General features: G+C 71.3%; 18 protein-coding genes. 10 read left to right on the plus strand and 8 right to left on the minus strand.

Annotated features, from left to right (window positions below; genetic code table 11):
- Positions 1-40: 40 nt before the first annotated feature.
- The 3 genes from ACIQ6Y_RS31685 to ACIQ6Y_RS31695 all read left to right on the plus strand — a co-directional run bounded on the left by ACIQ6Y_RS31685 (position 41) and on the right by ACIQ6Y_RS31695 (position 1,401).
- Positions 41-376 (plus strand): YnfA family protein, encoded by a 336-nt coding sequence (locus ACIQ6Y_RS31685; protein WP_404044107.1) that lies wholly within the window; start codon positions 41-43, stop codon positions 374-376.
- Between the two features lie 96 nt (positions 377-472).
- Positions 473-1,252, plus strand: a complete 780-nt coding sequence (locus ACIQ6Y_RS31690; RefSeq protein WP_404044109.1) for an SDR family NAD(P)-dependent oxidoreductase — start codon at positions 473-475, stop codon at positions 1,250-1,252.
- Positions 1,249-1,401: a hypothetical protein gene (locus ACIQ6Y_RS31695; RefSeq protein ID WP_404044111.1), complete on the plus strand. Its 153-nt coding sequence runs from the start codon at positions 1,249-1,251 to the stop codon at positions 1,399-1,401. The genes ACIQ6Y_RS31690 and ACIQ6Y_RS31695 overlap by 4 nt, the downstream gene beginning before the upstream one ends.
- Positions 1,402-1,417: 16 nt before the next feature.
- Here ACIQ6Y_RS31695 and ACIQ6Y_RS31700 read toward each other — a convergent pair whose 3' ends face one another.
- Entirely contained in the window at positions 1,418-2,611 is a 1,194-nt protein-coding gene (locus ACIQ6Y_RS31700) for an RtcB family protein (RefSeq protein WP_404044113.1), read from the minus strand.
- Between the two features lie 195 nt (positions 2,612-2,806).
- Here ACIQ6Y_RS31700 and ACIQ6Y_RS31705 point away from each other — a divergent pair, with 195 nt between their 5' ends.
- The 3 genes from ACIQ6Y_RS31705 to ACIQ6Y_RS31715 all read left to right on the plus strand — a co-directional run bounded on the left by ACIQ6Y_RS31705 (position 2,807) and on the right by ACIQ6Y_RS31715 (position 6,091).
- Positions 2,807-3,700 (plus strand): DUF3558 domain-containing protein, encoded by an 894-nt coding sequence (locus ACIQ6Y_RS31705; RefSeq protein WP_404044115.1) that lies wholly within the window; start codon positions 2,807-2,809, stop codon positions 3,698-3,700.
- Positions 3,701-3,818: 118 nt separating this feature from the next.
- Entirely contained in the window at positions 3,819-4,739 is a 921-nt protein-coding gene (locus ACIQ6Y_RS31710; protein WP_404044117.1) for a DUF3558 family protein, read from the plus strand.
- 95 nt (positions 4,740-4,834) lie between these two features.
- On the plus strand, positions 4,835-6,091 hold the full coding sequence (locus ACIQ6Y_RS31715; protein WP_404044119.1) for a DUF2637 domain-containing protein: 1,257 nt from the start codon (positions 4,835-4,837) through the stop codon (positions 6,089-6,091).
- A gap of 53 nt (positions 6,092-6,144) precedes the next feature.
- On the opposite strand, the gene lysS is transcribed toward ACIQ6Y_RS31715, so the two are convergent.
- Positions 6,145-7,884 (minus strand): lysine--tRNA ligase, encoded by a 1,740-nt coding sequence (lysS, locus tag ACIQ6Y_RS31720; RefSeq protein ID WP_404044120.1) that lies wholly within the window; start codon positions 7,882-7,884, stop codon positions 6,145-6,147.
- 189 nt (positions 7,885-8,073) lie between these two features.
- Here lysS and argS point away from each other — a divergent pair, with 189 nt between their 5' ends.
- The 3 genes from argS to ACIQ6Y_RS31735 all read left to right on the plus strand — a co-directional run bounded on the left by argS (position 8,074) and on the right by ACIQ6Y_RS31735 (position 11,291).
- A complete protein-coding gene (gene argS / locus ACIQ6Y_RS31725) occupies positions 8,074-9,840 on the plus strand; it encodes an arginine--tRNA ligase (protein WP_404044122.1) in 1,767 nt (588 codons plus the stop codon).
- An 87-nt stretch (positions 9,841-9,927) separates the two neighbouring features.
- Positions 9,928-10,428: a hypothetical protein gene (locus tag ACIQ6Y_RS31730; RefSeq protein WP_404044124.1), complete on the plus strand. Its 501-nt coding sequence runs from the start codon at positions 9,928-9,930 to the stop codon at positions 10,426-10,428.
- 38 nt (positions 10,429-10,466) lie between these two features.
- Positions 10,467-11,291, plus strand: coding sequence for a DUF4253 domain-containing protein (locus ACIQ6Y_RS31735; protein WP_404044126.1), 825 nt, complete (start codon positions 10,467-10,469; stop codon positions 11,289-11,291).
- Between the two features lie 4 nt (positions 11,292-11,295).
- Here ACIQ6Y_RS31735 and ACIQ6Y_RS31740 read toward each other — a convergent pair whose 3' ends face one another.
- Both ACIQ6Y_RS31740 and hemB read right to left on the minus strand, forming a co-directional pair.
- Entirely contained in the window at positions 11,296-12,492 is a 1,197-nt protein-coding gene (locus tag ACIQ6Y_RS31740) for a PLP-dependent aminotransferase family protein (protein WP_404044128.1), read from the minus strand.
- 91 nt (positions 12,493-12,583) lie between these two features.
- A complete protein-coding gene (gene hemB / locus ACIQ6Y_RS31745) occupies positions 12,584-13,585 on the minus strand; it encodes a porphobilinogen synthase (protein WP_404044130.1) in 1,002 nt (333 codons plus the stop codon).
- A 344-nt stretch (positions 13,586-13,929) separates the two neighbouring features.
- Between hemB and ACIQ6Y_RS31750 the strand changes: the two genes are divergently transcribed.
- Positions 13,930-14,109, plus strand: a complete 180-nt coding sequence (locus ACIQ6Y_RS31750; protein ID WP_404044132.1) for a BBE domain-containing protein — start codon at positions 13,930-13,932, stop codon at positions 14,107-14,109.
- Between the two features lie 18 nt (positions 14,110-14,127).
- Here the strand turns inward: ACIQ6Y_RS31750 and ACIQ6Y_RS31755 are convergent, their stop codons facing one another.
- Genes ACIQ6Y_RS31755 through ACIQ6Y_RS31770 form a run of 4 tightly spaced genes read right to left on the minus strand, consistent with a single transcriptional unit; the run spans position 14,128 to position 19,242 of the window.
- Positions 14,128-15,831 carry a uroporphyrinogen-III synthase gene (locus tag ACIQ6Y_RS31755; RefSeq protein ID WP_404044134.1) on the minus strand — a complete coding sequence of 568 codons (1,704 nt, stop codon included), beginning with the start codon at positions 15,829-15,831 and terminating at the stop codon, positions 14,128-14,130.
- On the minus strand, positions 15,828-16,787 hold the full coding sequence (hemC, locus tag ACIQ6Y_RS31760) for a hydroxymethylbilane synthase (protein ID WP_404044136.1): 960 nt from the start codon (positions 16,785-16,787) through the stop codon (positions 15,828-15,830). The genes ACIQ6Y_RS31755 and hemC overlap by 4 nt, the downstream gene beginning before the upstream one ends.
- The gene (locus ACIQ6Y_RS31765) at positions 16,784-18,487 is read right to left on the minus strand and encodes a glutamyl-tRNA reductase (RefSeq protein WP_404044138.1); all 1,704 of its coding nucleotides are present in this window, start codon (positions 18,485-18,487) and stop codon (positions 16,784-16,786) included. Before ACIQ6Y_RS31765 ends, hemC begins: the two co-directional genes overlap by 4 nt.
- A complete protein-coding gene (locus ACIQ6Y_RS31770; protein WP_404044140.1) occupies positions 18,484-19,242 on the minus strand; it encodes a redox-sensing transcriptional repressor Rex in 759 nt (252 codons plus the stop codon). The genes ACIQ6Y_RS31765 and ACIQ6Y_RS31770 overlap by 4 nt, the downstream gene beginning before the upstream one ends.
- Positions 19,243-19,383 lie beyond the last annotated feature (141 nt).

Consider the following 19,383-nt stretch of genomic DNA (forward strand, 5'->3'; position numbering starts at 1 on the left):
TCCAACAGGTGACAGACCCCCGCCGTGCCAAGCTGCCCCCATGCTTGTGCTCCGCTCCGCCGCCCTCTTCGTCGTCGCCGCCCTCTTCGAGATCGGCGGCGCCTGGCTGATCTGGCAGGGCCTGCGCGAACACCGCGGCTGGCTGTGGATCACCGGCGGCGTCCTCGCCCTCGGCGCCTACGGCTTCGTCGCCACCTTCCAGCCGGACGCCCACTTCGGCCGCATCCTCGCCGCGTACGGCGGGATCTTCGTCGCCGGCTCGATCCTGTGGGGCGTGGTCGCGGACGGCTACCGCCCCGACCGCTGGGACATCGCCGGCGCACTGATCTGCCTCACCGGCATGGCCGTCATCATGTGGGCCCCGCGCAACGGCTGAGGCGTCCGCCCCACGAAACTCCACGTCATCCGCAGCAACACGCCGCCTATCCTGGCGGAAGCCCGACGTACGAACGCCAGCACGAGGAGCAGCCCCATGGCCACCGCCGCACCGTCCGCCGCCTCCCGCATCGCCGTCGTCACCGGTGCGAGCAGCGGAATCGGCGCCGCCACCGCCCGGCAGCTCGCCGCGGCCGGCTACCGCGTCGTGCTCACCGCACGCCGCAAGGACCGCATCGAGGCACTGGCCGAGGAGATCAACGCGGCCGGCCACTCCGCCACGGCGTACCAGCTGGACGTCACCGACCGCGCCGCCGTCGACGAGTTCGCGACGGCCTTCAGGACGATCGGCGTACTCGTCAACAACGCGGGCGGCGCCCTCGGCGCAGACCCGGTGGCCACCGGCGATCCGGCCGACTGGCGCACGATGTACGAGACCAACGTCATCGGCACCCTGAACCTCACCCAGGCCCTGCTCCCCAAGCTGGAGGCCGGCGGGGACGGCACGGTCGTCGTGGTCTCCTCCACCGCCGGCCACGGCACCTACGAGGGCGGCGCGGGCTACGTCGCCGCCAAGCACGGCGCCCACGTCCTCGCCGAGACCCTCCGCCTGGAGATCGTCGGCCGCCCGGTCCGCGTCATCGAGGTCGCCCCCGGCATGGTCAAGACCGACGAGTTCGCCCTCACCCGCTTCGGCGGCGACGAGGCCAAGGCGGAAAAGGTCTACGCGGGCGTCCCCGACCCCCTCACCGCCGACGACGTGGCCGACACCATCACCTGGGCCGTCACCCGCCCCAGCCACGTCAACATCGACCTCCTGGTCGTCCGCCCCCGCGCCCAGGCCTCCAACACCAAGGTCCACCGAGAGCAGCCGTGACGGACCCCGAATCCCCGGCCCACCGCCAGGCCCGCCGGGCCCGCGAAAAACGCGACGAACGCCAGATGTGGATGTGGCTCGCCTACTTCCTCTTCGGCATCCACATCGTGGCGCTCGTCATGATCTACGCGGTCATGCACGCGAAGTAGCGCGCGACGGCCCGGCTCAGCCCTTCACGCAGACGACCTGCTTCAGCTTCGCCACGACCTCCACGAGGTCCCGCTGCTGGTCGATGACCTGATCGATGGGCTTGTAGGCGCCCGGGATCTCGTCCACGACGCCGGAGTCCTTGCGGCACTCCACGCCCTGCGTCTGCTCCTCCAGGTCCTTCGTCGAGAAACGCCGCTTGGCCGCGTTGCGGCTCATGCGCCGACCGGCACCGTGCGAGGCCGAGTTGAAGGCCTTCTCGTTGCCGAGTCCCTTCACGATGTACGAACCGGTGCCCATGGAGCCGGGGATGATGCCGTAGTCGCCGGAGCCCGCGCGGATCGCGCCCTTGCGGGTCACGAGCAGGTCCATCCCGTCGTAGCGCTCCTCGGCCACGTAGTTGTGGTGCGCGCTGATCTCCTGCTCGAAGGTCGGCTTCGCCTTCTTGAATTCCTTGCGGATCACGTCCTTCAGGAGCGCCATCATGATCGTGCGGTTGTACTTGGCGTACTCCTGAGCCCAGAACAGGTCGTTGCGGTACGCCGCCATCTGCGGGGTGTCCGCCACGAACACGGCGAGGTCGCGGTCGATCAGGTTCTGGTTGTGCGGGAGCTTCTGGGCCACGCCGATGTGGTACTCCGCCAGCTCCTTGCCGATGTTGCGGGAACCGGAGTGGAGCATCAGCCAGACGGAACCCTCCGTGTCCGTGCACACCTCGACGAAGTGGTTTCCGGATCCGAGCGTTCCCATCTGCTTCGTGGCACGTTCCTGACGGAATTTGACCGCTTCGGCCACCCCGTCGAACCGCCCCCAGAAGTCGTCCCACCCCCCGGTCGCGAGCCCATGGAAGCGCCCCGGGTCCACCGGGGAGTCATGCATGCCCCGCCCCACCGGAATCGCCTGCTCGATCTTCGACCGCAGCCGCGACAGATCCCCCGGAAGGTCGTTCGCCGTGAGGGACGTCTTGACGGCCGACATCCCGCAGCCGATGTCGACGCCCACCGCCGCCGGGCAGACCGCGCCCTGCATGGCGATGACGGAGCCGACGGTGGCGCCCTTGCCGAAGTGGACGTCCGGCATGACCGCGAGGCCCTTGATCCAGGGCAGGGTCGCGACATTGCGGAGCTGCTGCATGGCGACGTCCTCGACGGTCGTCGGGTCGGTCCACATGCGGATGGGCACCTTGGCGCCGGGCACCTCGACGTACGACATATCGTCCTCATTCCCCCGGAAAGCAATCAGAAGCCATAAATCGCAAAACCGGCGCCAAGGTCGATGAAAGGGATGACGGACCGGCGTCCACGGCATTGCGTGCGATACACATTGTCTGCGGGTGACACCCCCGCCCGGCAACCGAATAAGCGGCGGCCGGCACCCGCGGGGACATCGACCGAGAGGAGCCCGACCGTGCAGCGGAAGGCCTACGTACCCGGCACCGCCGCCCTGCTCGCGGCGCTGCTGGCCGGCTGCACAGGCGGCTCCGGCGGCGACGCCACCTCCGACGGCTCCAACCCGGAGGACACCGGCACGACGGTCACGGACGTCGAGCCGGGCCGCTACCGCACGCTCCCCGAGCCCTGCGGAGTCGTCAGCCGCGACACGCTCGACACCCTCCTGCCCGGCATCCGCGAGATCCCCGACGAGGTCCAGCGCGAGCAGGCGTACGAGGGTGAGGCGACGCTCACCTACGACACGGACCGCAAGGTCGGCTGCCGCTGGAAGGTCGAGTCCGCGACGGCCACGGACCATCTGCTGATCGACTTCGAGCGGGTGGTGTCGTACGACACGGCGGTCAGCGACGACAGCGAGGCCGAGGCCCTCTTCGCCACGAAGGTCACCGCCGCGGACCTCCCCGAGCCGATCGCCACGGACACGGAGACCGGCACCGAGACCAGCGCCGAGGCCGCGGACGCCGACGCCGACGCCGACGCCGACGCCGACAGCAGCCAGGGCGCCAGCCCCTCACCGAGCAAGTCCGCCAAGGCCCCCTCCGGCAGCCCGAGCGCCCACTCCTCCCCCTCGGCCTCGGCCTCCCCCTCCGCCTCCTCCACCCCCACCGCCCTCCAGCCCCGGCTCCTGGACGACCTCGGTGACGAGGCGTTCGTCGACGACGAGCTCGGCAGCTCCGGTTCGACGGCCGAGCGCCGTACGGTCACTGTGGCGTTCCGCACGTCGAACGTCATCGTGACCATCGAGTACGAGGAGCAGCCGGCGACCATCGGCACGGCCCCGGACAGCCAGGAAATGCAGGACAGGGCGCGGAAACTGGCGTCCCGGCTCGCCGACTCCCTGTCGGGCTGAGCCACTTGCGCGGCCGGCCCGTGCCGTCCGGCGATGCGTCCGTAGGAAGGCCGTGGGTGTCGCGCACCGCGTACCGTGGCCCCTCGGACCCGATCCGACCGCAGGAACCACGAGCGTCATGAGTGAAGGAACCATGCAGCGACGAGCACAGCGAGCCGACCGGTCTGAACAGCGTGCCCAGCGAGTGACGCGGGGTCGCCGCGTCCTTGTCGGTGCCGCCGCCCTCCCCGTGGTGCTGCTGGCCGCGGCCTGTTCCTCCGGCTCGGACTCCGACGGCGGCGACGCCAAGCAGGCGTCTGCGAGTGTCACCGCGAGCCCGTCGCCGACGGTGCGGGCGGCCGCGTACGCGACGCTGCCGGAGGCATGTGACGTGTTGTCGGACAAGACGCTCGAGGATCTGGTGCCCGAGGCCCGTAAGTCGGGCAAGGAGGGCAGTTCGGACGATCTGGAATCCCGGGCGAGCTGTTCCTGGGACAGCCTGGACAACAACGGCGTGAAGGGCTCGCAGTTCCGCTGGCTGAATGTCTCGATGCTGCGCTTCGAGTCGGACGTCGCGCGCGGCGCGGGTGACGAGCTGGCCGCGGAGTACTACGAGGGTCAGGTCGAGGACGCGCGGGCGGTGACGGGTGCGAAGAACGTGAAGTCGGCTCCCGCCGCGGGCATCGGTGACGAGGCGACGGCCGTGCGGTACGACCTGAAGAAGAAGGAGGGGTCCTTCAAGCAGCAGACGGTCGTGGCCCGGGTGGAGAACGTCGTGGTCACGGTGGACTACAACGGTGCCGGTCTGGCGGGCGACAAGACTCCGGACGCGGACGAGCTGATGAAGGACGCCCAGAAGGCGGCGAAGGAGGCTGTCGCGGCCGTTCTGAAGGCGAACAGCGCGGTCAGCGGGGACGCCGATGCCAAGGTGCCGTCCGCGACGAAGTCGCCGTCGAAGTCCGCGTCGACCTCGTCGGGCACGTCTTTGAAGAAGCCGTCGGCCTCCAAGTCGTCCTCCACTTCGCGGAGTTCGTCGAAGTCGTCGACGCGTAAGAGCTGACGCCGACAGCATCACCCCGGTCCGGCCACCCGTTCCCCGCACATGTGTGCCACTCTGTTGCCCGCACAACAGCATGCAGTGGGAGGGGAGTACGGGTGGCCGCGCCCATACAGCTGACACGGATGCACCGCGTTCTCATCGGCGTGGTCGTCTTCGGTGCCGTGATCATCGCCGGCATCGGTTTCGCGGGTTCCTACGCGGCCGTCCGCGAGCTGGCCCTGAAGAAGGGCTTCGGGAACTTCTCCTACGTCTTCCCGATCGGGATCGACGCCGGTATCTGCGTGCTGCTGGCGCTGGACCTGCTGCTGACGTGGATCCGTATCCCGTTCCCGCTGCTGCGGCAGACGGCGTGGCTGCTGACGGCGGCGACGATCGCGTTCAACGGCGCGGCCGCCTGGCCGGACCCGCTGGGCACGGGTATGCACGCGGTGATCCCGGTGCTGTTCGTGGTCGCCGTGGAGGCGGCGCGGCATGCGATCGGCCGGATCGCGGACATCACGGCCGACAAGCACATGGAGGGTGTCCGGATCACCCGCTGGCTGCTGAGCCCGCTCCCGACGTTCCTGTTGTGGCGGCGGATGAAGCTGTGGGAGCTGCGGTCGTACGACCAGGTGATCAAGCTGGAGCAGGAGCGGCTGGTCTATCAGGCGCGGCTGCGGTCCCGGTACGGCCGGGCGTGGCGGCGGAAGGCTCCGGTGGAGTCGCTGATGCCGCTGCGGCTGGCGCGGTACGGCGTGCCGCTGGCGGAGACGGCTCCGGCGGGGCTGGCCGCGGCGGGCATCGAGCCGGCGCTGATCCCGCCGGCGCCCCAGGTGCAGCAGGCCCAGCAGATTCAGCAGCCGCGGTTCGCCGCCGTGCCGGTGCAGGCGCAGCAGCAGTTGCCCGCGTCGGATCGGGCGGTGGATGCGGATGCGGATGCGGACCCTGAGCAGAATCCGTGGCTGCATGCCCGGGACCCGCATGCGGTGGAGTACCACGGGGGCTACGACCCCAACTTCGATCCGGAGCTGTACGGGCCGCCGTACGAGGAGTCGCCGTTCCCGCCTCATGAGGAGGAGCCTGTGCCCGAGGGGCCTTCGGGTGAGGAGACGGGTGGCTTCCCGGTGCCGGCAGGGCCGGGCCGGACGCGTGAGCTGGGTGAGGGTGGCGGCTCGGAGCCGGACGAGGAGGCGTACTACCAGGTGTTCCGCGAGTCGATAAAGAGCGGGAACGGGGCGCCGACGCCGCGCGGGTTCATGGCGGACGTGGAGGCGACGTACGGGATCGCGCTGCCCGAGGCGGAGGCGAAGCGCATGGTGAACCGTTTCTCGAACCGGTTGAACGCGGAGCTGGCGGACGAGCACATCGCGTAACCCCGGACATGCGGAAGGGGCCCTCGTGAGAGGGCCCCTTCTTCATGCGCGACTCACTCCCCGAGCAGTGCCCGGACGCGGTCCTGGCCGACCGCCAGCAGCAGCGTGGGCAGGCGCGGGCCGGTGTCACGGCCGACGAGCAGGTGGTAGAGCAGGGCGAAGAACGTCCGCTGGGCGGTCTTGATCTCCGGCGGGAGCTCCTTGGGCGTGGCGTCCGCGGAGAATCCGGCCTGGACCTTGGGGACGCCGTAGACGAGGTGGGTCAGTCCGTCGAGGGACCAGTGGGAGGCGAGTCCGTCGAGCAGGAGTCGCAGGGACTCGCGGCCGGCGTCGTCGAGGGACTTCAGCAGCTCGGTGTCGGGGTCGGTGCGGACGATGGTGCGCTGGTCGGCGGGGACGTGGGTGTTGATCCACGCCTCGGCCTTGTCGTAGCGGGGGCGGACCTCGTCGAGGGAGCCCACGGGCCGGGAGGGGTCGAGCTCGGTGAGGATGCGCAGGGCCTGGTCCTCGTGGCCGGCGGTGATGTCGGCGACGGAGGCGAGGGTGCGGTACGGCATCGGTCGTGAGGTCCGCGGCAGCTCGCCGGCGGCGGTGCGCACGGCGCGGGAGTGCGCGGCCACGTCGGCCGGAAGGGCGGAGCCGTCCGTCACCTTCGCGTCGAGCTTGTCCCACTCGTCGTAGAGCCGCTGGATCTCCTGGTCGAAGGCGATCTTGAAGGACTGGTTGGGCCTGCGGCGGGCGTAGAGCCAGCGCAGGAGCTGCGGCTCCATGATCTTCAGCGCGTCGGCGGGGGTGGGTACGCCGCCGCGGGAGGAGGACATCTTGGCCATGCCGCTGATGCCGACGAAGGCGTACATGGGGCCGATGGGCTGCTTGCCGCCGAAGATGCCGACGATCTGCCCGCCGACCTGGAAGGAGGAGCCGGGCGAGGAGTGGTCGACGCCGCTGGGCTCGAAGATCACGCCTTCGTACGCCCAGCGCATGGGCCAGTCGACCTTCCAGACGAGCTTGCCACGGTTGAACTCGTTCAGCCGGACGGTCTCGGAGAAGCCGCACGCGGTGCAGACGTACGTCAGCTCGGTGGAGTCGTCGTCGTAGGAGGTGACGGTCGTCAGGTCCTTGTCGCAGTTGCCGCAGTACGGCTTGTACGGGAAGTACCCGGCGGAGCCGGAGGAGCCGTCGTCCTCGCTCGCGGCACCCGACCCCTCGGCGGCCTCCAGCTCGGCCTCGTCGAGCGGCTTCTGCTGCTTCTTGGCGGGGGCCTTCTTGGTGCGGTACTGGTCGAGGATCGCGTCGATGTCGCCGCGGTGGCGCATGGCGTGCAGGATCTGCTCGCGGTAGACGCCGGAGGTGTACTGCTCGGTCTGGCTGATGCCGTCGAACTCCACGCCCAGCTCGGCCAGCGACTCGATCATCGCGGCCTTGAAGTGCTCGGCCCAGTTGGGGTGGGCGGAGCCCTTGGGGGCGGGCACGGAGGTCAGGGGCTTGCCGATGTGCTCGGCCCAGGTCTCGTCGACGCCCGCGATGCCGGCCGGGACCTTGCGGTAGCGGTCGTAGTCGTCCCAGGAGATGAGGTGGCGCACCTGGTGGCCGCGGCGCCGGATCTCGTCGGCGACGAGGTGCGGGGTCATGACCTCGCGGAGGTTGCCGAGGTGGATGGGGCCCGACGGGGAGAGGCCGGACGCGACGACGACCGGTTTGCCCGGGGCCCGACGCTCCGACTCCTCGATGACCTCATCCGCGAAACGGGAGACCCAGTCGGTGGTCTCGGTGCTCTGAGCCACGATCGGCACGTCCTTCTTTCCTCGGGGCGGCTGTACGGTCGATCGGCCGCGCCTTTCAGTTTAGGCGGCGCAGCGGCCTGCAAGGGGCGCGGGGAACTGCGCGACCGGCCCCCACCGGCCCGCGGCCGCAAAATCGCTTTACCCTCCATGGGATACTGGCGGAGTCTGTCAATCCACGAGGAGAACGGCTCCCACCCCATGACCTCGGTCACGTCGCTCACCGATCTCGTCAACCAGCAGCTCACCGACGCCCTCGCTTCCGCCCTGCCGGAAACCGACGGGGTCGACCCGCTGCTGCGACGAAGCGACCGGGCCGACTTCCAGGCCAACGGCATCCTGGCGCTGGCCAAGAAGGCGAAGGCGAACCCGCGTGAGCTGGCGACGCAGGTGGTGGCCGGGATCGTCACGGGCGAGGAGCTGATCAAGGACGTCGAGGTCTCCGGCCCCGGCTTCCTCAACATCACGCTGTCCGACCGGGCGATCACCGAGAACCTCGCGGCGCGGTACGAGGACGGCGACCGTCTCGGCGTGCCCCGCAAGCCGGAGCCCGGCATCACGGTCGTGGACTACGCCCAGCCGAACGTGGCGAAGGAGATGCACGTCGGTCATCTGCGTTCCGCGGTGATCGGCGACGCGCTGCGCGGCATGCTCGACTTCACGGGTGAGCGGACGATCGGCCGGCACCACATCGGCGACTGGGGCACCCAGTTCGGGATGCTCATCCAGTACCTGATGGAGCACCCGGGCGAGCTGGCCCCGGCCTCCGAGGTCGACGGCGAGCAGGCCATGTCGAACCTGAACCGGGTGTACAAGGCTTCCCGGGTGCTGTTCGACGCGGACGAGGAGTTCAAGGAGCGGGCCCGCAAGCGGGTCGTCGCCCTGCAGTCCGGCGACAAGGAGACCCTCGAGCTGTGGCAGCAGTTCGTGGACGAGTCGAAGGTCTACTTCTACTCCGTGTTCGAGAAGCTCGACATGGAGATCCGCGACGAGGAGATCGTCGGCGAGTCCGCGTACAACGAGGGCATGCCGGAGACCGCCCGGCTCCTGGAGGAGATGGGCGTCGCGGTGCGCTCCGAGGGCGCGCTGGTCGTCTTCTTCGACGACATCCGCGGCAAGGACGACCAGCCGGTCCCGCTGATCGTGCAGAAGGCGGACGGCGGCTTCGGCTATGCGGCCTCCGACCTGACGGCGATCCGCAACCGTGTCGTCGACCTGCACGCGACCTCGCTGATCTACGTGGTGGACGTGCGGCAGTCGCTGCACTTCAAGATGGTCTTCGAGGCGGCGCGGCGCGCGGGCTGGCTGACCGACGAGGTCACCGCCCACAACATGGGCTACGGCACGGTGCTGGGCGCGGACGGCAAGCCGTTCAAGACGCGTGAGGGTGAGACCGTACGGCTGGAGGACCTGCTGGACGAGGCGGTTCAGCGGGCGACCGCGGTCGTACGCGAGAAGGCCGAGAAGGTGGGCCTGACCGAGGAGGAGATCGTCGAGAACGGGCGGTACGTCGGGATCGGCGCGGTGAAGTACGCGGACCTGTCGACGTCGCCGAACCGTGACTACAAGTTCGACCTGGACCAGATGGTGTCGCTGAACGGTGACACGTCGGTCTACCTCCAGTATGCGTACGCCCGTATCCAGTCGATCCTGCGCAAGGCCGAGGGGGCGGCCCCGGTCGCGCACCCGGAGCTCGAACTGGCCCCTGCGGAGCGGGCGCTGGGCCTGCACCTGGACGCGTTCGGCGACACGGTCTTCGAGGCGGCCGCGGAGTACGCCCCGCACAAGCTGGCCGCGTACCTGTACCAGCTGGCGTCCCACCTGACGACGTTCTACGACCAGTGCCCGGTGCTGAAGGCCGACACCCCGGAGCAGACGGAGAACCGCCTGTTCCTGGTCGACCTCACGGCCCGCACCCTCCACCAGGGCATGGCCCTGCTGGGCATCCGGACGCCTGAGCGGCTCTAGCAGGAGGATGCCTCTCCGCCGCGCGGCGGAGAGGGTCCACCGGAGCGACTGATGTGAGGTCGCTGTCGTCACGGCCAGCATGGGGGCATGACGACAGCGACCGCTCCGTTCCCCGCCTCCCCCGTGTCCCTTCCCGCGCCCGTCTGGGCCCGTCGTGCCGCGCACGCGATCGCCCTGTGCGCCCTGCCGTCCGGCCTGTGGCGGATCGCGATGGCGTCGGGGGTGTACGTCGGCTACTCGGACCGGGTCCTGCGGGAGGTCTTCGACATCCCGGGGTGGGGCATCGCGTACGTCGTCGGGCTGTCGGTCCTCACCGAACTGGCGGCGCTGCTTCCCCTGTTGCTCGTCACGGATCGCCCGCCCGTGCGGCGGCCCCGGGTGCTGGGGGCGGTGGCCTGGACGGCGTCGGCCGTGCTGCTCCTGGGGGCGCTGTGGCAGCTGGTGGTGGCGTTCACCGTGGAGAGCCAGACCTATATGACGAGCGCCGCGGCCCATACGGTCTGGGCCGTCACCTTCGCCCCGCTGTTCGCCGTCCCGTTCCTGCTGACGGCGGTGACGTGGTCGTACACGAAGCGGTGCCGGGGCTAGACGGGCCGTTGTCAGTGGGTGCCCGTACAGTCCCGGGCATGGCGACTCTTCCGAATCCGCTGCCGGGGCTGGCGGCCGATCCCAGTGGGCGTTCTCTCGGGCTGCGGCTGCCGCCGGGCCGGCTGGTCGACGTGACCGGCGACGGGCCGTGGCACGAGCCGTTGTTGTGGCATGCCGAGAAGGGTGCCTCGTCGGGGAACTGGGCTGTGCTGGGCGGCCCTGCGGCCCAAGTGGGGCTGCTGCCGGTGCTCGTGGATCTGGGGGACCGTCAGGGTGGGCCTGCTGACTGGGAGTTGGATCCTGCGGGCGTGTCGTATCCCGGTGATCACGACGTCGAGGACGTTCTCGCCGAGTACTGGGAGGGCGACGAGGACGAGTGGGACGAGGAACTCGCCGAGGTGACCGAGCCGTTCGGGCCGGACTGGCCCGGGCTCGCGCCCGCCGGTGCGCTCACGGCCGAGCCGGGCTCGTGCGCGGCGCAGGTCGCGGACTCGTTGTGCGACGGGTCGCGGCCGTGGCAGGAGGCGCCGCACCTGTCGCTCGTCCCGGCGCGGCGCTCCGCCGACATACCGGCCGCGATCGGCTGGACGGGCCCGCTCAACCACGACAACGACGTGGCCCGGCTGTGTGCCGTGCTGCGGTCCTGGGAGGACCGGTTCGGCATACGGGTCGTCGCGCTGGGCTTCGACACGCTGGTGGTGTCCGTGGCCGCGCCGCCGGCCGACCTCGAGCAGGCGGAGGCGCTCGCGGCGGAGCACTTCGCGTTCTGCCCGGACGCGGTCACGCAGGACGGTCCGGGCAGTGTCGGGGCGTACGCGAAGGGGCTGGTCGGCGAGCGCGCCTGGCGCTTCTGGTGGGACTGAGGGCCTACGCCGCTCCCAGGCCCCGCGCCAGTCTGCGCAGGCCCTCGGCGATCTCGTCGGGGGTCTGGGTGACGAAGCACAGGCGCAGGGTGGCGGGGTCGGGGGTGCCGGCGTAGAAGGGGGCGCCGGGGACGTAGGCGACGTCGTGCTTGACCACTTCGGGGAGCAGGGCGGTGGTGTCGTAGGAGTCGGGGAGGCGGGCCCAGACGAACATGCCGCCCTCGGGCCGCTGCCAGGTGGAGCCCTGGGGGAGGGCGGCGGGCAGGCCGGCGAGCAGGGCGTCGCGGCGTTCGCCGTAGACGGCGCGGACCTTGGTCACATGGGCGTCCAGGACGTCCAGGTAGCGTGCGGCGGCGAGCTGGTTGAGGGTCGGGGTGTGCAGGTCGGCGGCCTGCTTGGCGACGGCGCAGGCGCGGCGCAGGGCGGCGGGTGCGCGCAGCCAGCCGAGCCGCAGTCCGGGGGCCATGATCTTGGAGAAGGAGCCGAGGAGGACGGTGCGGTCGGCGGCGCCTTCGTGGGAGGCGATCCACGGCAGGTGGTCGCCGTCGTAGCGCAGTTCGCCGTACGGGTCGTCCTCGACGATCCACAGCCCGTGCGTCAGGGCGACGGACGCGACGGCGGCGCGGCGGTCGGCGGGCATGGTGCGGCCGGTGGGGTTCTGGAAGGTGGGGACGGTGTAGAAGAACTTGGGCCGTTCGCGGGTGACGAGGTCGGCGAGGGCCTGCGGGTCGACGCCGTCGGCGTCGGTCGGCACGGGGACGACGCGTGCGCCGGCGAGGCCGAAGACCTGGAGGGCGGCCAGGTAGCAGGGGTCCTCGACGAGGACGGTGTCGCCGGGGTCGAGGAGTGCGGTGGCGAGCAGGGACAGCGCCTGCTGTGAGCCGGTGGTGATGAGCAGGTCGTCGGCGTCGGTGGGCAGCCCGCGGCGGGTGGCGCGGCCGGCGAGCGCGGCGCGCAGGGAGGGCTCGCCCTCGGTGGTGGAGTACTGCAGGGCCTGGGCGGGGGTGTGTTCCAGGGTGTCGCGGAAGGCCGCGGCGATGCCCTCGCGGTCGAACAGCTCCGGCGCGGGCAGCCCGCCCGCGAAGTTGATCACCTCGGGGCGTGCGGTGACCGCCAGGATGTCGCGTACGGGCGACCCGCCGACCGTCGCGGTGCGCGCGGCGAGCGGCGGGAGGGGAGCGGGGGCGATGGCTGCGGTCATGACACGGCTCCTTGGCTGCGGTGCGGTTCGTGACCGCAGCCTAGGTAATCCGTGCCGCCTACAACTTCCTTTTCGGGATGTGGACTTACCGCTACCGCTGCTGGGCGACCAGCCGGGCGGCCTCGGTCGCCCAGTAGGTGAGGATGGTGCGCGCGCCGGCCCGCTTGATGCCGGTCAGCGTCTCCAGGATGGCCCGGTCGCGGTCGATCCAGCCCTTCTCGGCGGCGGCCTCGATCATCGAGTACTCGCCGGAGATCTGGTAGGCGGCCACGGGGACGTCCACGGCGTCGGCGACGCGCGCGAGGATGTCGAGGTAGGGCCCGGCCGGCTTGACCATCACCATGTCGGCGCCCTCCTCCAGGTCCAGGGCCAGCTCCCGCAGGGACTCGCGGACGTTGGCGGGGTCCTGCTGGTACGTCTTGCGGTCGCCCTGGAGCGAGGAGCCGACGGCCTCGCGGAAGGGGCCGTAGAAGGCGGAGGCGTACTTGGCGGTGTACGCGAGGATCGCGACGTCCTCCCGCTCGATCTGGTCGAGCGCGTCGCGGACGACGCCGATCTGGCCGTCCATCATGCCGCTGGGGCCCACGACGTGGGCGCCGGCGTCGGCCTGGACCTGGGCCATCTCGGCGTAGCGCTCCAGGGTGGCGTCGTTGTCGACGCGGCCGTGTTCGTCGAGGACACCGCAGTGGCCGTGGTCGGTGGTCTCGTCGAGGCACAGGTCGGACATGACGAGCAGTTCGTCGCCGACCTCGGCGCGGACGTCGCGGATGGCGACCTGGAGGATGCCGTCGGGGTCCGTGCCCGGGGTGCCGAGGGCGTCCTTCTTCGACTCCTCCGGCACGCCGAACAGCATGATCCCGGAGACCCCTGCCTCCACGGCCTCGACCGCGGCCTTCTTGAGGCTGTCCCGCGTGTGCTGCACGACGCCGGGCATCGCCGTGATCGGCACCGGCTCGCTCACGCCCTCCCTTACGAAGGCCGGGAGGATGAAGTCCGCCGGGTGCAGCCGCGTCTCGGCGACCATCCTTCGCATGACGGGAGTGCCCCTCAGTCGCCGAGGCCGCGTACCGGGAAAGGAACCGTACTTCGTCATGCCCCTAAGCTACGCCTGGCCGACGGGTGCCTTTGCCGACGCGGCGTCGGGGGCGAGGCCGGGCGCGGAGGGGACAGAGGGGGCTGCCGGGACGATGCCGTCGTGCGCGTGCGGACCGTGGTGGGCCGGTCGCGCAGTTCCCCGCGCCCCTGACGGCACACCCGCCGCGGGACATCGGCCCGTACAGGCCACTCAGCTGCGGGCAATCGTGCCGCTGGGGCGGCACGGGTGGGCGCAGCGGCACCTCGTAGCGCCGAGCCGCGCAAACGCCCTGCCGCAGCCACACCGACGTGCACCCGGGCCGCGGCGACGGACACGCCTGCCACTGTGCAGGCGATGCGGCGATGGCCCCGTACGGCACGGGCCGCACCATGGTCAACATCCACGGCCGCCCCGGCGACGAGCCGGACCGCGCCCGGACCTCCGAGGTGTACGCCCGTCTGCGCCGCACGAAGGCGGCGTACGACCCGCACAACCTCCTCCGCCAGGGCCACACGGTCAGCCCGGAGGCCGCCCCGGCCTGACGGAGGAGGGCCGGCACATCACGTCGCCCGGCGTCTCCGTGCCCCGGGGCGTCGCTCGCTCGGCCGCGTCACCGGATCGCCGGCCTCCATGGCCGCAGCCCGGCGCTTGAGGCCGAAGTCGGCGAGGGCCTCGGCGAGCTTGTGGACGGACGGCTCCGGGGCCATCACGTCGACGCGCAGGCCGTGTTCCTCCGCCGTCTTCGCCGTCGCCGGACCGATACAGGCGATCACCGTCACGTTGTGCGGCTTGCCGGCGATGCCGACCAGGTTCCGCACGGTCGACGACGACGTGAACAGCACCGCGTCGAAGCCGCCGCCCTTGATCGCCTCACGGGTGTCCGCCGGCGGCGGCGAGGCGCGCACGGTCCGGTAGGCGGTGACGTCGTCGACCTCCCAGCCCAGCTCGATGAGCCCGGCGACGAGGGTCTCGGTGGCGATGTCGGCGCGCGGCAGGAAGACACGGTCGATCGGGTCGAAGACCGGGTCGTACGGCGGCCAGTCCTCCAGCAGACCGGCGGCCGACTGCTCGCCGCTGGGGACGAGGTCGGGCTTCACGCCGAAGGCGATGAGGGCCTTCGCCGTCTGCTCGCCCACCGCGGCCACCTTGATGCCGGCGAAGGCACGGGCGTCGAGGCCGTACTCCTCGAACTTCTCGCGGACGGCCTTGACGGCGTTGACCGACGTGAAGGCGATCCACTCGTAGCGGCCCGTCACCAGGCCCTTGACCGCGCGCTCCATCTGCTGGGGCGTGCGCGGCGGTTCGACGGCGATGGTCGGCACCTCGTGCGGGACGGCGCCGTAGGACCGCAGCTGGTCGGAGAGCGAGGCGGCCTGTTCCTTGGTCCGCGGGACGAGGACCCGCCAGCCGAACAGCGGCTTGGACTCGAACCAGGACAGCTGGTCGCGCTGGGCGGCGGCGCTGCGCTCACCGACCACGGCTATGACCGTGCGGCCGCCGTCGGGCGAGGGCAGCACCTTGGCCTGCTTCAAGGTCTGCGCGATGGTGCCGAGGGTGGCGCACCAGGTGCGCTGACGGGTCGTCGTACCGGCGACGGTGACGGTCATCGGGGTGTCGGGCTTGCGGCCCGCCGAGACCAGCTCGCCGGCGGCGGAGGCGACGGAATCCAGAGTGGTCGACACGACCACGGTCCCATCGGACGCCCCCACCTCCGTCCAGCACCGGTCGGACGCCGTGCGCGCGTCGACGAAACGGACGTCCGCGCCCTGCGCGTCGCGCAGCGGCACACCGGCGTACGCGGGTACGCCGACGGCGGTGGCGATGCCGGGGACGACCTCGAAGGGCACGCCGGCTGCGGCGCAGGCGAGCATCTCCTCGGCGGCGTACGCGTCGAGTCCGGGGTCCCCGGACACCGCACGTACGACCCGCCTGCCGCCCCGTGCGGCCTCCATGACAAGATGTGCCGCATCCCGCGCAGCGGGAGCACCAACGGTTGTTGACGCACCGTCAACAACCGCCTGCTGAGGCGTGCCCGCGCCCGGGTTCGGGTCCGACGAGGGATCCGTGTCCGTGTTCACGACGGAGACGCCCGGCCTGGCGTGCGTCCGTACGACGTCGAGCACCTCGTGCTCGGCGACGAGGACGTCCGCGTTCGCCAGCGCCTCCACGGCGCGCAGGGTCAGCAGTCCCGGATCCCCGGGTCCGGCACCGAGGAAGGTGACGTGCCCGTGTTCCGGACCGGCGGGAAGGGTGGTGGGGCTCACTGTGCTTGCTCCCCCATCAGACCGGCCGCGCCCTGGGTGAGCATCCGGGCCGCGAGTTCGCGGCCGAGTGCCACTGCCTGGTCGTGCGTCTCGGGCACGGGACCGGTGGTGGACAGCTGCACCGTACGCGTGCCGTCGGTGGTGCCGACGACGCCGCGCAGGCGCATTTCCTTGACGATCTGCCCGTCGGCCAAGAGGTCGGCCAGCGCGCCCACGGGGGCGCTGCAGCCGGCTTCCAGGGCGGCGAGCAGTGACCGCTCGGCGGTGACGGCGGCCCGCGTGAACGGGTCGTCGAGCTCGCCGAGCGCGGCGATGAGGGCAGCGTTGTCCGCGGCACACTCGATCGCCAGGGCCCCCTGGCCGGGGGCGGGCAGAACGGTGTCGACCGACAGGAAGTCGGTCACCTCGTCGGCGCGGCCGATCCGGTTGAGCCCGGCGGCGGCCAGCACGACGGCATCCAGCTCGCCGTCGTGGACGTACCGGATGCGCGTGTCGACGTTGCCGCGGATCGGGACGGTCTCGATGTCCAGGCCGTGGGCGCGGGCGTACGCGTTCAGCTGCGCCATGCGGCGCGGCGAACCGGTGCCGATCCGTGCCCCGCGGGGCAGGTCGGTGAACTTCAGGGCGTCCCGGGCGACGATCACGTCGCGCGGGTCCTCGCGCACGGGGATCGCGGCGAGCGCGAGGTCCTCGGGCTGCGTGGTCGGCAGGTCCTTCAGGGAGTGCACCGCGAAGTCCGCCTCGCCCTTGAGCAGCGCGTCGCGCAGGGCGGTGACGAACACGCCGGTGCCGCCGATCTGCGCGAGGTGCTCGCGCGAGACATCGCCGTACGTGGTGATCTCGACGAGCTCGACGGGCCGTCCGGTCACCTGGCTCACGGCGTCCGCCACCTGCCCCGACTGGGCCATGGCGAGTTTGCTGCGCCTTGTCCCCAGCCTCAGTGCCTTCTCACTCATGCTGGCCCTCGGTTCTTCTCGGTGCTGTCCTCGGCGCGGGAGACGGAGGCCACCGTCTCCTGGTCGAGGTCGAACAGGGTCCTCAGGGCGTCCGCGTACCCGGCACCGCCGGGCTCGGCGGCGAGCTGCTTGACCCGTACGGTCGGCGCGTGCAGCAGCTTGTCCACGACGCGCTTGACGGTCTGGGTGATCTCGGCCCGGTGCTTTTCGTCGAGCCCGGGCAGCCGCCCTTCGAGGCGGGCGATCTCGCCGGCCACGACGTCGGCGGCCATGGTGCGCAGGGCGACCACGGTCGGGGTGATGTGCGCGGCCCGCTGGGCGGCGCCGAACGCGGCGACCTCGTCGGCGACGATCCGCCGCACCTGGTCGACGTCGGCGGCCATCGGCGCGTCAGCGGAGGCCTCGGCGAGCGACTCGATGTCGACGAGACGCACTCCGGCGAGCCGGTGCACGGCGGCGTCGATGTCCCGCGGCATCGCCAGGTCCAGCAGGAACAGGCTCGGCTCGGGCCGTGGCGCCTCGGCGACCGGCTCGGGCTTGCGCCGCTCGGGGATGCGTCCGACGGTGGCCGCGGTCGCGGCGAGCGCGGTGATCAGCTCGGCGTCGGCCTCGGGCGTGCGCCGGGCGCCCTCGCGGCGCACGGTGCCGGTGCCGCTCAAGGCCCAGGCCGCGTGCTGCTCCAGCGTGGCCGCGTCCATCCCGGCGACGGCGGCCTCTCCCATGACGGAGAAGCCGGGCTGTACGGCGGTGAGGTCGAGCGGACAGTTCTCCTCGACGGCGGCGGGCTGGCGTACGTCCGTCCGCGCGGCGGGCAGCATCCGGGGGTGCTGCCCGGCGATCCGCTCGGCGGGCGCGCCGGTGCGGTCCTCGACGGCGGAGGCGACCGCGTCGGCGGTCAGCACGAGTCCGGTCGCGCCGGTGCAGGACACCGCGACATCGGCACGTGTCAGCTCGGCCGGCACCGACTCCATCGGTACCGCGCGGGCCACCACGTCGCAGTCGTCGGCGAGGTTGAGGATCTCGGCGAGGCGCTCGGCCCGCTCGAAGGTGCGGTTGGCGACGACGACCTCGGCGACCCCGGCCCGTGCCAGGGTGGCCGCGGCCAGCGAGGACATCGAGCCCGCGCCGATGACCAGCGCCTTCTTGCCCGAGGCCCAGGACGGGACGTCGCCGCCGCGGGCGAGCTGCTCCAAGCCGAAGGTGACCAGGGACTGCCCGGCCCGGTCGATGCCGGTCTCGGAGTGGGCGCGCTTGCCGACGCGCAGGGCCTGCTGGAACAGGTCGTTCATCAGCCGGCCGGCGCTGTGCATGTCCTGCGCGCGGGCCAGGGAGTCCTTGATCTGGCCGAGGATCTGGCCCTCGCCGACGACCATCGAGTCCAGCCCGCACGCCACCGAGAACAGGTGGTGCACGGCCCGGTCCTCGTAGTGCACATAGAGATACGGAGTGAGTTCGTCGAGTCCGACGCCGCTGTGCTGGGCGAGCAGCGTGGACAGCTCGGCGACACCGGCGTGGAACTTGTCCACGTCGGCGTACAGCTCGATGCGGTTGCACGTGGCCAGCACCGCGGCCTCGCCGGCCGGTTCCGCGGCGACGGTGTCCTGGAGCAGCTTGATCTGGGCGTCCGCGCTCAGCGCGGCCCGCTCCAGCACGCTGACCGGGGCGCTGCGGTGGCTCAGCCCGACGACGAGGATGCTCATGCCGGCATCACGGCGGGTACGTCCCCGTCGGGCCCCTTGTCGGCGGACTCCTTGCGGGTCGCGGCGGGGACGCTCGCCTCGGCGGCGCTCTCCTCGCCGGCCTTGCGCTGCTCGTGGAAGGCGAGGATCTGCAGCTCGATGGAGAGGTCGACCTTGCGTACGTCGACGCCGTCCGGGACGGACAGCACGGTCGGCGCGAAGTTCAGGATGGAGGTGACCCCGGCGGCCACGAGCCGCTCGCAGACCTGCTGGGCGGCGCCGGCGGGGGTCGCGATCACGCCGATGGACACGCCGTTGTCCTGGATGATCTTCTCCAGGTCGTCGGTGTGCTGCACGGGGATGCCGGCGACGGGCTTGCCCGCCATCGCGGGGTCGGCGTCGATGAGCGCGGCGACGCGGAAGCCTCGGGAGGCGAAGCCGCCATAGTTGGCGAGCGCGGCGCCGAGGTTACCGATACCGACGATCACAACCGGCCAGTCCTGGGTCAGGCCCAGTTCGCGGGAGATCTGGTAGACGAGATACTCGACGTCGTAGCCGACACCTCGGGTGCCGTAGGAGCCGAGGTAGGAGAAGTCCTTGCGCAGCTTCGCGGAGTTGACCCCCGCGGCGGCCGCGAGTTCCTCGGACGAGACCGTCGGCACCGAACGCTCGGAGAGCGCGGTGAGGGCGCGGAGGTACAGCGGAAGCCGGGCGACGGTGGCCTCGGGAATCCCTCGGCTACGGGTCGCCGGTCGGTGAGTTCGGCCAGTTGCCACGGTGCTCCTGCGGGTAGAGCGGGGCTGCAGGCGGTCATACGTCCCCAGACCGCCCCGTCGACAGCAGGCTATGTCTTTGTGAACGCGTGCACAAAGATGGTGTCCGATTTGCCCGGCCAACGTGACCGGGGTCACGCGCCC

The organism is Streptomyces sp. NPDC096205 (assembly GCF_044763135.1).
Classification (GTDB): Bacteria; Actinomycetota; Actinomycetes; order Streptomycetales; family Streptomycetaceae; genus Streptomyces.

Bases quoted from the DNA above. Each gene is read 5' to 3' on its own strand.
- ACIQ6Y_RS31685 (WP_404044107.1), top strand. From the start codon at position 41: ATGCTTGTGCTCCGCTCCGCCGCCCTCTTCGTCGTCGCCGCCCTCTTC.
- ACIQ6Y_RS31765 (WP_404044138.1), bottom strand. From the start codon at position 18,487: ATGAGCATCCTCGTCGTCGGGCTGAGCCACCGCAGCGCCCCGGTCAGC.
- ACIQ6Y_RS31690 (WP_404044109.1), top strand. From the start codon at position 473: ATGGCCACCGCCGCACCGTCCGCCGCCTCCCGCATCGCCGTCGTCACC.
- hemC (WP_404044136.1), bottom strand. From the start codon at position 16,787: ATGAGTGAGAAGGCACTGAGGCTGGGGACAAGGCGCAGCAAACTCGCC.
- ACIQ6Y_RS31710 (WP_404044117.1), top strand. From the start codon at position 3,819: ATGAGTGAAGGAACCATGCAGCGACGAGCACAGCGAGCCGACCGGTCT.
- hemB (WP_404044130.1), bottom strand. From the start codon at position 13,585: ATGACGAAGTACGGTTCCTTTCCCGGTACGCGGCCTCGGCGACTGAGG.
- argS (WP_404044122.1), top strand. From the start codon at position 8,074: ATGACCTCGGTCACGTCGCTCACCGATCTCGTCAACCAGCAGCTCACC.
- ACIQ6Y_RS31700 (WP_404044113.1), bottom strand. From the start codon at position 2,611: ATGTCGTACGTCGAGGTGCCCGGCGCCAAGGTGCCCATCCGCATGTGG.
- ACIQ6Y_RS31730 (WP_404044124.1), top strand. From the start codon at position 9,928: ATGACGACAGCGACCGCTCCGTTCCCCGCCTCCCCCGTGTCCCTTCCC.
- ACIQ6Y_RS31735 (WP_404044126.1), top strand. From the start codon at position 10,467: ATGGCGACTCTTCCGAATCCGCTGCCGGGGCTGGCGGCCGATCCCAGT.
- ACIQ6Y_RS31740 (WP_404044128.1), bottom strand. From the start codon at position 12,492: ATGACCGCAGCCATCGCCCCCGCTCCCCTCCCGCCGCTCGCCGCGCGC.
- ACIQ6Y_RS31750 (WP_404044132.1), top strand. From the start codon at position 13,930: ATGGCCCCGTACGGCACGGGCCGCACCATGGTCAACATCCACGGCCGC.